Genomic DNA, 13,647 nt, shown 5'->3' with positions numbered 1-13,647 from the left:
CGGAATTAACGTTTCTTGCCACGCTTTTCGCGCACGCGCATGTTGACCTCAATCGGCGTGCCCTCGAAGCCGAAGGTCTCCCGGAGGCGTCGAGTGATGAAGCGGCGGTATCCCGGATCCAGGAATCCGGTGGTGAAGAGCACGAACTTCGGCGGCCGGCTCGAGGCCTGGGTGCCGAACAGGATGCGGGGCTGCTTGCCGCCGCGGACCGGGTGCGGGTGCGCTGCGACAAGTTCGCCCAGGAACGCGTTGAGGCGTCCGGTGGGGATGCGCTTGTCCCAGCTTTCCAGGGCGGTGTCCAGGGCCGGGACGAGCCGGTCCTTGTGCCAGCCGGTCTTGGCCGAGATGTTCACGCGCGGCGCCCAGGCCACGTGTGCCAGGTCCTGCTCGATTTCGCGTTCCAGGTAGCGGCGGCGCTCGTCGTCGAGGAGGTCCCATTTGTTGAAGGCCAGCACCAGGGCGCGGCCGGATTCAACGGCAAGCTGCAGGATGCGGACGTCCTGCTCGCTGAGCACCTCGTCCACGGCCAGGAGCACGACGGCGACCTCGGCCTTTTCGAGGGCGCTCTGCGTGCGCAGGGAAGCGTAGAAGTCCGCGCCCTGGGCCATGTGCTGGCGGCGCCGGATGCCGGCGGTGTCCACGAAGCGCCACGTGCGTCCGCCGAGTTCGATGAATTCATCGACCGGGTCGCGGGTGGTGCCGGCGGTGTTGTCCACCACCACACGCTCGGAACCGGCGAGCTTGTTCAGCAGCGAGGACTTGCCGACGTTCGGGCGGCCGATCAGGGCGATGCGGCGGGGTCCGCCGGAGCGCTCGAGGCCCTCAATCAGTGAGTACTCCGGGAGGGTGTCCATGACGTGGTCCAGGAGGTCCGCCACGCCGCGGCCGTGCAAGGCCGAGACGGGGTACGGTTCGCCGAAGCCCAGGCCCCAGAGGGTGGCCGAGTCGGCTTCCTGGGCGAAGTCGTCCACCTTGTTGGCCACCATGATGACCGGCTTCTTCGACTTGCGCAGCATCTTCATGACGCCTTCGTCGGTCGCGGTCGCGCCCACGGCGGAGTCGACGACGAACAGGACGGCGTCGGCAAGTTCCACGGCCATCTCGGCCTGCTCCGCCACACGGGCGTGGATGCCGCGGGCATCGTGCTCCCACCCGCCGGTGTCCACCACGGTGAAGTTGCGGCCGTTCCAGTTTGCCGAGTACATGACACGGTCGCGGGTGACGCCGGGGGTGTCCTCGACCACGGCCTCGCGGCGGCCCAGGATCCTGTTGACCAGGGTGGATTTGCCAACGTTGGGCCGTCCGATGATGGCGAGGACCGGGTCCAGCTTGACCGGGCCGTCAAAGTCCTCGTCGTCGAAGTGGCCGCTCAGCAGCGCGGCGTCGTCTTCGTCGAGCTCGTAGTCCTCCAGCCCGGCACGCAGCGAGGCCGCGCGGAGTTCCGCTTCGTCATCGTCCAGGGCGGCAAGGTTTTCAGCCACCTGGTCGGTGCCGGTGGGCGTGTATTCGTCTTCGCCGGCGCCAAAATTGCCGGAGGTTTGAGTCGTATCGCTCATTGCACTTTCCTTAGGTGGTGATCTGCCGGCGTCCCGGCTACTTCTTCATGACGTTCATGCGGTGATTCCGCGTGGGGCAGGGGCTGCCCGGTTCTTAGTACTGAGTCCTGGACATGGCGCGCTAATGCGGCCCGGATTTCGGTTCCCGCCCTGTCCATTGAAACACGCCCGGTCTCGCCGGGCCTGCGGCTGACGTTGATGGCCCCGCCGAAGCTGACATGCAGGCGCCGGCGCGGTGCGGGCACGGTGTCCAGGTGTTCGCCGCCGATTCTTGTGCCCAGGATGGCCACGGGGACCACGGTGGCGCGGGAGTTAAGCGCCAGCCAGGCGACGCCGTTGTTGATCGCGGCGGCCTCACCGCTCCCCCGCGTGCCTTCGGGAAGAATCCCGACGCACCGTCCGGCGTCGAGCAGGCTCCGGGCCGTGGCCAGCGCCGCACGGCCACCGCGGCGGTCGACGGGCAACTGGCCCGACGCCGCCAGGACGCGGCCGAGGAACCCGGTGAACATCTCCTGCTTGACGAGGATGTGCATGGGCCGGGGCGAGGCGCCGAACATGACGGGCCCGTCCAGGAAGCTGATGTGGTTTCCCGCGAAGATCACGGGACCGGCCGCCGGGACGTTGGAGCGTCCGCTGACCGAGGTGCGGTAGACGAGGTGGTCCAGGAGCCAGCCCACGGGCCGGCTCCACGCCGTCGTCCACTGACCGGGCAGGGAGGCCGGCGCTGTCCCCGGCAGTCCGGCGCGCCCCTCAGTCACCGTGGACGGCCCGGAGCGGAACGGGAGAGTGGTTGACCACGGTGTCCACGATGTCGAGGGCGGCCTGGACCGTCTCGTCAAAGTCCAGGTCGGAGGAGTCCAGGGTCACGACGCCGTCGGCGGCCGTGGTGAAGTTCACTACGGTGGAGTCCTTGGCATCGCGGTGCGTGACCTGGGCTGCCAGCTGCTCGGCATTCTGGCTGCCGCCGAGCTGGATGCCGCGGCGGCGCAGCCGGGCTTCCTCGCTGGCGGTCAGCAACATCCGCACCTCGGCATGGGGCGCGACGACGGTGGTGATGTCCCGGCCCTCGACCACCATACGGCGGTGGTGCTTTTCGATCAGCTCGCGCTGCCGGCGGATCAGTTCAGTCCGCGCGCCCAGGGTGGTGGCGACGGCGCTGACTGCCGCGGAAATGGCGGGTTCACGGATGGCGAGAGTGACATCGTGCCCGCCGACGCGGACGTACTCTTCCTGCGGGCTGGTGCTGATTTCAAGCGGCAGGGTCTCTGCGGCGGTCTCGACGGCGGCCCCGTCGTCCAGGTCCGTGCCGCTATGCAGGCAGAACCACGTCAGGGCGCGGTACATCGCGCCGGTGTCGAGGTAGGCCAGTTTCAGCCGGCGGGCCACCTCTTTGCTCACGCTGGATTTGCCGGAGCCGGAGGGGCCGTCGATGGCAACCACAAGGCTTTTTCCGGGGCGGACTACGTCCACTGTCTCGATGAGTTCCTGGGTCATTACTGGAGTACCCGCCATCCACGGTCGTTGAGGGCTGCTATCAAAAGGTCGTGCTTGTTGGGCAGGACGGAAATTTCCACCATGCCCACATTCTGCCCCGAAGAGTGGTCGAGGCGGAGGTCTTCGACGTTGACGCCGATCTCGCCAATCTCGGTCAGCAGCTTGGCGATCTGTCCGGGTGTGTCATCCACCAGCACCGTCAGCCACGAGTATGCCTGCGGGGGTCCGCCGTGCTTGCCCGGGATCCGGGACTGGCCGGCATTGCCTTCGCTGATCAGCTGGGCAAGGTCCAGCCTGGCGCCGGGAGCGGCCGGTGCCTCCAGGGTGCCGATCAGCCGGTTGAGGTCCTCGCGGACTCCGTGCAGGATCTCCACCACCTTTTCCGCGTTCGCGCCAAGGATCTGGACCCAGAGCGTGGGATCGCTCGCGGCGATCCGGGTGACATCCCTCAGCCCGTTGCCGGCCAGGGACAGGGCGTGCAGGGGCGTGCCCTGCAGGCGGCTGGCCACGAGCGAGGACATCACCTGCGGCAGGTGTGAGACGAGCGCCACGGCTGCATCGTGCTCGTCGGCAGCGAATTCGGACACGACGGCGCCGAGATCGCCGGCCAGTGCACGCGCCACCCGCAGGGACTCCGGCAGTGTCTCCTCCGCCGGGCACACGACCCACGGCATGGAGGTGAACAGCTCGCCCCGGGCCGCGACCGGGCCCGATTTCTCGCGCCCGGCCATGGGGTGGGTCCCCACGTAGCGGCCCAGGTCCGCACCGCGGCTACGGAGATCGGCCAGGATCTGCGCCTTCACGCTCGCGATGTCCACCACGACGGCGTGCGGGTAGTCCTGGAGCGCCTTGGCCACGACGTCCGCCGTGACATCCGGCGGCGCGGCCACGACGACGAGCTCCGGCGCCTCCCCCTCGAGGCGCGCCAGCGGCAGGCCGGCGCCGATGTCGACGGCGACGGCCTGGTTGGTCGGCGAGGGATCCGAGAGGAACACGGGGACGCCCCGCCCGCGCAGCCCCAGCCCGATGCTGGTGCCCAGTAGCCCGGAGCCCAGGACGAGCACCGGGCCGTTCAGGTGGCCGCGGCCGTGCGTGCGGAAGGCGGACATGCTTACAGCCCCACGGAGGCCAGCAGGTGGCCGACTTCCTGCTTGCCGAGGTTGCGGATGCTGCCCTGGCGCTGGTCGCCGAGCCCGATGGGGCCGACCTTGACGCGCACCAGGCGCAGCACGGGGAAGCCGACGGCGTCGAACATGCGCCGGACGATCCGGTTCTTGCCCGAGTGCAGCACGACCTCGATCAGCACGTGGCCCGGGGTCGAGTCGACGAGCTTGAAGGAGTCCACCGAGGCGATGCCGTCCTCGAGTTCGACGCCGCCCTTGAGTTCGGCGCCCACGCCCTGCGGGAAGGGCCCGCGGACCTGCACGAGGTAGGTCTTGGGCACTTCATAGGACGGGTGCGTCAGGCGGTTGGCGAGCTCGCCGTCGTTCGTCAGCAGCAGCAGCCCTTCGGTGGCGACGTCAAGCCGGCCTACGTGGAAGAGGCGTTCGCCGTGGTGGTTGCGGACAAAGTCGCTGATGCACGGGCGGCCGTCCGGGTCCTCCATGGTGGAGACAACGCCCTTGGGCTTGTTGAAGACCATGTAGACCATGTTCTCGTCCAGCTGGATGCGCAGTCCGTCGACGTGGATCACTGCCGTCTTCGGGTCGACGCGCACGCCGAGTTCGGTGACCACCTGGCCGTCGACCTCGACGCGGCCCTCGGCGATCATTTCCTCGCAGACCCGCCGTGAGGCGACGCCGGCGGAAGCCATGACCTTCTGGAGGCGGGTGCCGTCGGCGTCGTGCAGCTCAGACTGCGGCACCTCGGCTCGGGGTCCGCGCTTGCGGGCCGGCTTGCGCACGGGCCCGAGGTTCTGGCCGAAGCGTTCACTGCCGAAGACGCGGGAACCGGTGGCCTTGGCCGCTCCGGCGCCGACGCGCGGCTTGGGTTTGAGGGCGCCGGGAGTGCCGGGGGCCTTGCCGAAGCCGGGCTTGCGGGCTGCTGCCTTGCGGGCGGCCTCCTTGCCGGAAGGCGCTTTCGACTTCCAGTCAGCGGAAGCCGGGCGGGCGGCCGACGGCGCGCCGTCCGGACCCTGCAGGTCCGGATCGATGAAGGCCTCTTCGCGAGGCTTGGGGTGCTTGAAGGGGCGGTCTCCGCCGCCCTTGTAGCCGGCTCCGCCGCTGCGGCCTGCGCCGCCCTTGTAGTCGGCTCCGCCGCTGCGGCCTGCGCCGCCCTTGTAGTCGGCTCCGCCGCTGCGGCCCGCGCCGCCATTGTAGTCGGCTCCGCCGCTGCGGCCCGCACCGCCCTGTGCGCCGCGGCCTGAGCCTTGCGCTGAGTTTTGTCCGGCACTGTTACGTCCCGAACTGTTACGTGGTGAACCCTGGCGTCCCGCCTGTGTCATGACCCGTCCTTCGTTTGTTGGCCGACGGCCGCTGTCTCCCGACAACACCCGCCGACTGGGCAAAATGATTCTGCCCTAGTGGATACTCGTGCGCAGGCAGTTGTTCCTGCCTACATTCTTCCAGCGTCGTAAAACTCTTCGATGCCTTCAAGCCCCGGAAGGTGGGGTGAAAGCTGTGGCAATTCCGCCACCGAGCCGATTCCCATTCGCTCCAGGAAATACGACGTCGTGCGGTACAGGATTGCTCCGGATTCAGGATCGGTTCCCGAATCCTCGATCAGCCCCCGCTGCGTCAGCGTCCGCACGACAGAGTCAACGTTGACTCCTCGAATTGCAGACACCCGCGCCCTAGATACGGGCTGGCGGTAAGCGATGACGGCGAGCGTTTCGAGCGCCGCCTGCGTCAGCCTGGCCGTCTGTCCTTCCAGCACGAATTCGCCAACGATCTCGGCGAATTCAGCGCGGGAATAGATCCGCCAGCCTCCGGCGATATTCCGCAATTCAAAACCCCGGGCGGTGGCGCTGAAGCCGTTCAAACTGGCATCGTCCACATCCGGGGCATTAACAGTATAACCGTTATACTCCCGCTGCAGTTCAGCCAGCAGGGTCTCGACGACGTCGACCGTCAGGTTCAGCCCGGCTGCCAGGGCCTGGGCCGTGGCCGGTTCGTCGATCACCATCAGGACCGCTTCGAGGGCCGCGCGGGCGCCCCCAGGCAGGCTCGCGACGTCCGGCCGCGCGTCTGTCCCGGCGTCCGGCCCGGCCTCGCGGGCAGCGTCAGGGAGTCGTTCGTTCACGGTTGGTCCTCGTATTCTTCACTCAGGTTTTCGCTGCTCCACCCCTGGGTATCGGCCGTCCAGTGCACCGTCAGTTCCCCCAGCGGCAGCAGCTGGTCAAAGCCCACTGCCCGGTCGCGGAACAGCTCCAGCAACGCCAGGAACCGCGCCACCACCACCAGCGTGGATTCGGCGTCGGCGATCAGGGCCCGGAAGCTCAGCGGCGTGCCCAGCCGCAGCCGGTTCCCCAGCAGCTCGGCCTGTTCCTTGACGCTGACGGGCGCGCCGTGCAGGTGCTCGAGGCCTACTTCGGTGGGGGCTGCCTCCTTGGGTTTGAGGGCCGCCTCGGCCAGGGAGGCGAACTGGGCAGGGGTGTGCCGCCACAGCAGTTCCGGAAGCAGGGCAGCGAAGTGTCCCTCAAGGGCAACCTGCCGGGGATAGCGCCGGGCCTCAAGCTCGAGTGTGGAGCCGATCATGCCGGCCACCTGCTTGAACGCCTTGTACTGCAGCAGCCGGGCGAACAGGAGGTCCCGGGCCTCCAGCAGGGCAATGTCCTCATCGTCCTCAACCTCGCCCGCGGGCAGCAGCCGGGCCGCCTTGAGGTCCAGGAGGGTGGCCGCAATCACCAGGAATTCGCTGGCCTCATCCAGGGCCCACTCCTCCCCCAGCTGCTGCAGGCCCCTGATGTACTTGATGAATTCGTCAGTGACCGTGGACAGCGCCACCTCGGTGATGTCCAGCTGGTGCTTGGAGATCAGGCCGAGCAGGAGATCGAACGGGCCGGTGAAGTTGGCCAGCCGCACTTCGAATCCGGGCTTTTTGACGCCCTGTTCTGCTGGGTCCTCCGGCCGCGCGGCCCGCGCGGATTCCGCGCGTGTGTCGAGCTCCGCAGGCATGTCGAGATTCGCTGGCGGAGAAAAGGCGCCTGCCACGACCCTGGCTAGGGCGCGCCGCCGCGCGAGATCAGCTCTTTGGCCAGGCGGCGGTAGGCGTCGGCACCGACGTGGTTGCCCGCGTAGGTTGTGATGGGCTCGGCCGCGACCGTGGCGTCGGCAAATTTGATCGAGCGCTTGATGACGGTTTCGAAGACCTTGTCGCCAAAGGCCTCTACGAGGCGGGCGATTACCTCGCGGCCGTGCAGGGTCCGGGCGTCGTACATCGTGGCGAGCACGCCGTCGACCTGCAGGCGCGGGTTGAGGCGGTCCTGGACCTTGTCGATGGTTTCCACGAGCAGCGCCACGGCGCGCAGGGCAAAGAATTCACAGATCAGCGGGATGATGACCCCATGGGCGGCGGTCAGCGCGTTGACGGTGAGCAGGCCGAGCGAGGGCTGGCAATCGATCAGGACGACGTCGTAGTCGTCCTCGACCTTTTTCAAGGCCCGGTCCAGCACCTGTTCGCGGGCCACTTCATTGACCAGCTGCACCTCGGCGGCGGAAAGGTCGATGTTGGCCGGGAGCAGATCCACGTTTTCCACGCCGGTCTTCTGGATGGCGTCGCGGATGTCCACCTTGCGGTCCATCAGCACGTTGTACACCGTGAGGTCGAGCTCGTGCGGATTGGTGCCCAGGCCGGCGGACAGGGCGCCCTGCGGATCGAAGTCGACCAGGAGCACGCGGCGGCCGTATTCGGCCAAGGCGGCGGCGAGGTTGATCGTGGACGTGGTTTTGCCCACCCCGCCCTTCTGGTTCACCATGGCGATGACCCGCGCAGGACCGTGGGAGGACAGCGGCGCGGGCTCCGGAAAGTCGCGTTGGGGCCGCCCGGTGGGGCCCATGACGGCGTCTTCCAGATCGAGTTCGGTGCCTTCCAGAGTTGCTGAACCCTGTTCGCTGCTCACGTATCTATCCACACTTTCGATGACGGTGATTGTCGTGCTTCATTTTGCCGCCTCCGGGCTCCCGGAGCCCAGCGCGTTCCTCCCAAGGTTACAGCGCCCGACACGGTATTCGCCGGACCTTGACACTGCGCCGGAGGCTGTGCCTTGACGTTCGGGTTGAAGTCGAAGGTTGCTACCGGGCTGTCACGGCAGCCCGGGCGTGCCGGCAGGCACGCCCGGGGGGACACCAAGGGGGACGCCCGCAGGCGCGCCGGGAGCGCTGAAACAGGCAGGCGGGCCCGCGCTCCGGCGGCCCCGGAGATATTGAAGTTTGTACCCCGCAGGCCTACATTGAAACGACGAGGTGGCAGCGGCTCATGCACGAACTTTCGATCACGCAAAGTCTTGTAGAGGCGGTCCTGGACCGGACCGGTGGCCGCTCCGTGACGGGCGTCAACCTGCGGATCGGACCCTTGAGCGGCGTCCTCCCGGACGCCGTGCGCTTTTGCTTCGAAGTCGTTTCAGCTGACACGCCGCTGGCCGGGGCAACCCTGACGATCGATGAATCCGAGGGCCGGGCCAGATGCCGCAGCTGCCGCGACGAGTTCGTCCTTGAGGACATGTTTCTGCTCTGCCCCTGTGGCAGTGCCGATGTCGAAGTCGTCAGTGGCCGGGAGCTCCTGGTCACCTCGGTGGAGGTTGCGTAGACATGTGTGCGACGTGCGGATGCGGCGACGACGCCGGCACCAGAGTTTCGGACCTCGACGGCACTGTGCACGACATCTTGCCCGCTGCTGCGGCCCCGCACGAACATCCGCATCCGCACGATCACGGCCATCCCCACGATCACGATCACGATCACGATCATGATCACGGCCATCAGCATCCCCAATCCCCCGGGACAGCCGACGCCGGGCACAGCCCCGCGGCGGAGGGACGGACCCTCATCTCCCTGGAGGAGAACCTGCTCGCCAAGAACGACCTCCTGGCCGCACGGAACCGGGGCTGGCTGGAAGGACGCGGCATCCAGGCCTTCAATGTCATGAGTTCCCCAGGGGCCGGCAAGACCACGCTCCTGGTCCGGACCATCAGGGAACTTGCCCGTGAGCTGGACATTGGTGTGATCGAAGGGGACCAGGAGACCTCGCTGGACGCCGACCGGATCCGCTCCACCGGGCGGCCGGTGATCCAAATCAACACCGGGGCAGGCTGCCACCTGGATGCCGGGATGCTGCAGCGGGCGCTGGGCGCGCTGGATCCGGTCCCCGGATCGACACTCTTCATCGAAAACGTGGGCAACCTTGTGTGCCCCGCATTGTTCGACCTCGGCGAATCGGCCCGGGTCGTCGTGATCTCAGTTACGGAGGGCGATGACAAACCGCAGAAATACCCCCACATGTTCCTGGCTGCCGACCTGGTGATCATCAACAAAGCAGACCTGCTCCCCTATGTGGAGTTCGACGTCGAGCGTTGCGTGCGCCAGGCGCGCCTGCTGAATCCCGGCGTCGACGTCCTGACCCTGTCAGCTACCACCGGTGACGGCATGGACGGCTGGCTGGAGTGGATCCGGAAGAATCCCCACCCGGCGGCGGCTGCCGCCGGGAGTGCGCCGCGCTCTGGCGGACTACGCGTTTGACGGTTGACGCAACATTCGAGCCGCGGCCACAGGGCGGGCTCCGAAGGAGGCAACGATGCCTACAGCTACTGCATTGAAAGCGGAAGAAACCTTGATCCACGTCCTGTGGATCAATGCCGGACTCAGTTGCGACGGTGACTCCGTGGCCCTGACGGCGGCAACCCAGCCAAGCGTCGAGGAGATAGCCCTTGGGGCGCTTCCCGGACTACCCAAGATTGCCATGCACTGGCCGCTGATCGACTTCGAATGCGGCCCGCAGCAAGGCGCCGACGACTTCCTCGAGTGGTTCCGCAAGGCGGACCGCGGCGAACTGGAGCCGTTTGTGCTGGTGGTGGAGGGGTCCATCCCGAATGAAAAGCTGCACGCCGCGGGCGGCTACTGGGCGGCCTTCGGCAACAACCTCGACACCGGACAGCCGATCACCACCAGCGAGTGGCTGGACCGGCTGGCGCCCAAGGCGACGGCGATCATCGCCGCCGGGACCTGTGCGACCTACGGCGGCATCCATGCCATGGCCGGAAACCCCACCGGCGCCATGGGGGTGCCCGACTATCTCGGGTATGACTGGCGCTCCAAAGCCGGGATCCCGATCGTGTGCGTCCCGGGCTGCCCCATCCAGCCGGACAACCTTTCCGAAACCATGACGTACCTGCTGTATCAGGCCACCGGACAGGCCCCCATGATTCCCCTGGATGAGGCGCTCCGGCCGACCTGGCTGTTTGGCCAGACGGTGCACGAGGGATGCGACCGCGCGGGATACTACGAACAGGGCGACTTCGCCACCGAATACGGGTCCCCGAAGTGCATTGTCAAGCTCGGCTGCTGGGGGCCGGTGGTCAAGTGCAACGTGCCCAAACGCGGCTGGATGAACGGAATCGGCGGCTGCCCCAACGTGGGCGGCATCTGCATCGGCTGCACCATGCCGGGCTTCCCGGACAAATTCATGCCGTTCATGGACGAACCTCCCGGCGGCAAGCTGTCGACCGCCTCGATCATGCCGTACGGCAAGACCATCAGGACACTGCGGAACATCACGAAGCACACGCTGGACCAGGAACCCCGCTGGCGCAAACCCGGTAATGATCTGCTGACCGGCGCCAAGCGGACCTGGTAGGGACGCTAGGCAGAGAGGCAATGCAATGACTTCGACGATTCCGATGCCCTCAGCGGACGGTACCGCGGGCGAGAACCTAGTAGAGATGGCCTGGGACCCGATCACAAGGATCGTCGGCAGCCTCGGCATCTACACCAAGGTCGATTTCAAGAACAACCAAGTGGTGGAATGCCACAGCACGTCCTCGATTTTCCGCGGCTATTCCATCTTCATGCGCGGCAAGGACCCCCGGGACGCACACTTCATCACGAGCCGGATCTGCGGAATCTGTGGCGACAACCACGCCACCTGTTCCTGTTACGCGCAGAACATGGCCTACGGCGTGAAGCCGCCCCACCTCGGCGAATGGATCGTCAATCTGGGCGAGGCTGCCGAGTACATGTTTGACCACAACATCTTCCAGGAGAACCTGGTCGGCGTGGACTACTGCGAGAAGATGGTCTCCGAAACCAACCCGTCGGTGCTGGCCAAAGCCGAGAACACACCGGCCCCGCAGGCAGCCGCGCACGGCTACCGCACCATCGCGGACATCATGCGCTCGCTGAACCCGTTTACCGGGGAGTTCTACCGCGAGGCACTGCAAGTGAGCCGGATGACCCGGGAAATGTTCTGCCTGATGGAGGGCCGGCATGTCCATCCCTCCACGCTGTATCCCGGCGGCGTGGGCACCGTGGCGACGATCCAGCTGATGACGGACTACATCACCCGGCTCATGCGGTACGTGGAGTTCATGAAGAAGGTCGTGCCGATGCACGATGACCTCTTCGACTTCTTCTATGCGGCCCTGCCCGGGTACGAGCAGGTGGGGCTGCGGCGCACCCTGCTGGGCTGCTGGGGGTCCTTCCAGGACCCGGAGTTCTGCAATTTCGCCTACAAGGACATGACGGAGTGGGGCCGGAAGATGTTCGTCACGCCCGGCGTCGTGGTGGACGGCAAACTCGTGACCACGGACCTGGTGCGCATCAACCTGGGGATCCGGATCATGCTGGGCTCGTCCTACTACGAGGACTGGGGCGACCAGGAAATGTTCGTCACCCGCGATCCGCTGGGCAACCCGGTGGACCGCCGGCACCCCTGGAACCAGCACACCAACCCGCGGCCGCAGAAGCGCGACCTCGAGGACAAGTACAGCTGGGTGATGTCACCGCGGTGGAATGACGGCGAAAGCAACCTGGCGCTGGATACCGGCGGCGGCCCGCTGGCCCGGCTCTGGTCGACCGCCCTTGCCGGCTTCGTGGACACCGGCTACCTCAAGTCAACGGGCACCAGCGTCCAGATCGAGCTACCCAAGACTGCGCTGAAGGGCCCGGTGACCCTGGAATGGAAGATCCCGCAGTGGAGCAACACGCTGGAGCGGAACCGCGCCCGGACCTATTTCCAGGCCTACGCGGCCGCCGCCGCCCTGCACTTCGCCGAAAAGGCGCTCGAGGAAATCCGGGCCGGCCGCACCAAGACGTGGGAGTCCTTCGAGGTGCCGGAGGAAGCCATCAGCTGCGGCTTCACCGAAGCCGTCCGCGGCGTGCTCTCGCACCACATGGTGATCCGCGACGGCAAGATCGCCAACTACCATCCCTATCCGCCGACGCCGTGGAACGCCAGCCCGCGCGACTCCGAGGGAACACCGGGCCCGTATGAGGACGCGGTGCAGGGCCAGCCCATCTTCGAGGAGAACGACCGCGACCATTTCAAGGGCATCGACATCATGCGCACCGTCCGCAGCTTCGACCCCTGCCTGCCGTGCGGCGTCCACATGTATCTCGGCGACGGGCAGACGCTGGACTTGCTGCACTCCCCCACGCAGTCGCTCACCGGTGAGTAGCCCGCCATGGACCGGGAGAATCTGTTGGGCTCGGCCGGTGAACGGATCAGTTCGCTCCTGGACGCGCTGGGCTCCGGCGGTCCGGTGGCCCGGGACCGGGCGGAAGAACTGGTCCGGCAGGTGACGGAACTGTACGGTGCCGGGCTGGAACGGATCCTGCACGTGCTCGATTCGCAGGGTGCGCTCGGGCCCGGAACGCTGTCCGCCCTCACGTCCGACCCGTTGGTGTCGGGCCTGCTCCTGATCCACGGGCTGCACCCCGTGGACCTGCCCGGCAGGGTCGCCGGAGCCCTGGACTCGGTCCGGCCCTACCTCGGCTCGCACGGCGGCGATGTGGAACTGCTCGGCATCAGCGAAGAAGGCGTCGTCCGGCTGAGGCTGCTGGGCAGCTGCCAGGGCTGTCCGTCGTCGTCGGTGACGCTCAAGCTCGCCGTCGAGGACGCGATCGAATCTGCGGCGCCCGAGGTGACCGGCATCGAAGTGGAGGAAGCGGCTCCCGCCGCCGTTCCCGCCCTCATCCCGGTCGGCGCCCTGCGCTCGCGGCTGGACGGGCTGGGCGGCCCGCCCGACGGCGGCATTCGCAGTGCCGCGCCGGACTGGGCGGTCCCCGACTCCGGCACACCGGCCCCAGGCACGTGGCAGGCGGTCCCGGCCCTCGCTGAGCTGGAGTCCGGAGCCGTGGCCGGCTTCCTGGTGGCGGGCGTGGAGGTGCTCACGTGCCGGATCGGCCCGGACATCTACGCGTTTGTGGACCGCTGCCCGCGGTGCACCCACACCATGCCGGGCGCCTCGCTGCAGCGGGCGCTGGCTGCCCCGGTGGGCGGGGGGCTGTTGCGCTGCCCGCACTGCCGCAGCCACTTCGACGTCCGGAAGGCCGGGGCCTGCCTCGAGGACAAGGGGCTGCATCTTGATCCCCTCCCGCTGCTGCTCCGCGACGGGGTTCCCTCCGTGGCCGTCCCCACCACCGCGGACCCGCTGTGAGATGCCGGC

The 13,647-nt window shown here is 67.4% G+C and carries 13 protein-coding genes; 5 read left to right on the top strand and 8 right to left on the bottom strand.

Features of this window, described 5'->3' with window-relative positions; genetic code table 11:
- Positions 1 to 5: 5 nt before the first annotated feature.
- From der to AC1DNG_RS17135, 8 genes are all read right to left on the bottom strand, one after another.
- The gene (gene der / locus AC1DNG_RS17170) at positions 6 to 1,556 is read right to left on the bottom strand and encodes a ribosome biogenesis GTPase Der (RefSeq protein WP_476887847.1); all 1,551 of its coding nucleotides are present in this window, start codon (positions 1,554 to 1,556) and stop codon (positions 6 to 8) included.
- Positions 1,553 to 2,233: a lysophospholipid acyltransferase family protein gene (locus tag AC1DNG_RS17165; protein WP_476887870.1), complete on the bottom strand. Its 681-nt coding sequence runs from the start codon at positions 2,231 to 2,233 to the stop codon at positions 1,553 to 1,555. The genes der and AC1DNG_RS17165 overlap by 4 nt, the downstream gene beginning before the upstream one ends.
- A 73-nt stretch (positions 2,234 to 2,306) precedes the next feature.
- Positions 2,307 to 3,050 carry a (d)CMP kinase gene (cmk, locus tag AC1DNG_RS17160; RefSeq protein WP_476887846.1) on the bottom strand — a complete coding sequence of 248 codons (744 nt, stop codon included), beginning with the start codon at positions 3,048 to 3,050 and terminating at the stop codon, positions 2,307 to 2,309.
- Complete coding sequence (locus tag AC1DNG_RS17155) at positions 3,050 to 4,159, bottom strand: prephenate dehydrogenase (protein ID WP_459384367.1); 1,110 nt, start codon at positions 4,157 to 4,159, stop codon at positions 3,050 to 3,052. The genes cmk and AC1DNG_RS17155 overlap by 1 nt, the downstream gene beginning before the upstream one ends.
- Before the next feature lie 2 nt (positions 4,160 to 4,161).
- On the bottom strand, positions 4,162 to 5,493 hold the full coding sequence (locus AC1DNG_RS17150) for a pseudouridine synthase (RefSeq protein WP_476887845.1): 1,332 nt from the start codon (positions 5,491 to 5,493) through the stop codon (positions 4,162 to 4,164).
- Positions 5,494 to 5,603: 110 nt separating this feature from the next.
- Positions 5,604 to 6,290: an SMC-Scp complex subunit ScpB gene (gene scpB / locus AC1DNG_RS17145; RefSeq protein ID WP_459384365.1), complete on the bottom strand. Its 687-nt coding sequence runs from the start codon at positions 6,288 to 6,290 to the stop codon at positions 5,604 to 5,606.
- Positions 6,287 to 7,165, bottom strand: a complete 879-nt coding sequence (locus tag AC1DNG_RS17140; protein ID WP_476887844.1) for a segregation and condensation protein A — start codon at positions 7,163 to 7,165, stop codon at positions 6,287 to 6,289. Before AC1DNG_RS17140 ends, scpB begins: the two co-directional genes overlap by 4 nt.
- Positions 7,166 to 7,209: 44 nt before the next feature.
- A complete protein-coding gene (locus AC1DNG_RS17135; RefSeq protein ID WP_018772307.1) occupies positions 7,210 to 8,109 on the bottom strand; it encodes a ParA family protein in 900 nt (299 codons plus the stop codon).
- Positions 8,110 to 8,465: 356 nt separating this feature from the next.
- On the opposite strand from AC1DNG_RS17135, the gene AC1DNG_RS17130 reads away from it, so the two are divergent.
- From AC1DNG_RS17130 to AC1DNG_RS17110, 5 genes are read left to right on the top strand one after another with little or no spacing between them, the layout of a single operon-like run.
- Positions 8,466 to 8,795, top strand: a complete 330-nt coding sequence (locus AC1DNG_RS17130; protein WP_028275916.1) for a hydrogenase maturation nickel metallochaperone HypA/HybF — start codon at positions 8,466 to 8,468, stop codon at positions 8,793 to 8,795.
- A 2-nt stretch (positions 8,796 to 8,797) separates the two neighbouring features.
- Positions 8,798 to 9,724, top strand: coding sequence for a hydrogenase nickel incorporation protein HypB (gene hypB, locus AC1DNG_RS17125; protein WP_476887843.1), 927 nt, complete (start codon positions 8,798 to 8,800; stop codon positions 9,722 to 9,724).
- A 55-nt stretch (positions 9,725 to 9,779) separates the two neighbouring features.
- The gene (locus tag AC1DNG_RS17120) at positions 9,780 to 10,838 is read left to right on the top strand and encodes an NADH-quinone oxidoreductase subunit B family protein (RefSeq protein ID WP_476850398.1); all 1,059 of its coding nucleotides are present in this window, start codon (positions 9,780 to 9,782) and stop codon (positions 10,836 to 10,838) included.
- 25 nt (positions 10,839 to 10,863) lie between these two features.
- Complete coding sequence (locus AC1DNG_RS17115) at positions 10,864 to 12,657, top strand: nickel-dependent hydrogenase large subunit (protein ID WP_476887842.1); 1,794 nt, start codon at positions 10,864 to 10,866, stop codon at positions 12,655 to 12,657.
- A 6-nt stretch (positions 12,658 to 12,663) separates the two neighbouring features.
- On the top strand, positions 12,664 to 13,638 hold the full coding sequence (locus AC1DNG_RS17110; RefSeq protein WP_476850396.1) for a NifU family protein: 975 nt from the start codon (positions 12,664 to 12,666) through the stop codon (positions 13,636 to 13,638).
- Positions 13,639 to 13,647: the final 9 nt, after the last annotated feature.

This window comes from Arthrobacter sp. 01T425 (assembly GCF_056398725.1).
Note: the sequence above shows the minus strand (reverse complement) of the source record. Positions and strands in the feature narration are given on the sequence as shown.

Bases quoted from the DNA above. Each gene is read 5' to 3' on its own strand.
- der (WP_476887847.1), bottom strand. From the start codon at position 1,556: ATGAGCGATACGACTCAAACCTCCGGCAATTTTGGCGCCGGCGAAGAC.
- cmk (WP_476887846.1), bottom strand. From the start codon at position 3,050: ATGACCCAGGAACTCATCGAGACAGTGGACGTAGTCCGCCCCGGAAAA.
- AC1DNG_RS17155 (WP_459384367.1), bottom strand. From the start codon at position 4,159: ATGTCCGCCTTCCGCACGCACGGCCGCGGCCACCTGAACGGCCCGGTG.
- AC1DNG_RS17150 (WP_476887845.1), bottom strand. From the start codon at position 5,493: ATGACACAGGCGGGACGCCAGGGTTCACCACGTAACAGTTCGGGACGT.
- AC1DNG_RS17140 (WP_476887844.1), bottom strand. From the start codon at position 7,165: ATGCCTGCGGAGCTCGACACACGCGCGGAATCCGCGCGGGCCGCGCGG.
- AC1DNG_RS17130 (WP_028275916.1), top strand. From the start codon at position 8,466: ATGCACGAACTTTCGATCACGCAAAGTCTTGTAGAGGCGGTCCTGGAC.
- hypB (WP_476887843.1), top strand. From the start codon at position 8,798: ATGTGTGCGACGTGCGGATGCGGCGACGACGCCGGCACCAGAGTTTCG.
- AC1DNG_RS17120 (WP_476850398.1), top strand. From the start codon at position 9,780: ATGCCTACAGCTACTGCATTGAAAGCGGAAGAAACCTTGATCCACGTC.
- AC1DNG_RS17115 (WP_476887842.1), top strand. From the start codon at position 10,864: ATGACTTCGACGATTCCGATGCCCTCAGCGGACGGTACCGCGGGCGAG.
- AC1DNG_RS17110 (WP_476850396.1), top strand. From the start codon at position 12,664: ATGGACCGGGAGAATCTGTTGGGCTCGGCCGGTGAACGGATCAGTTCG.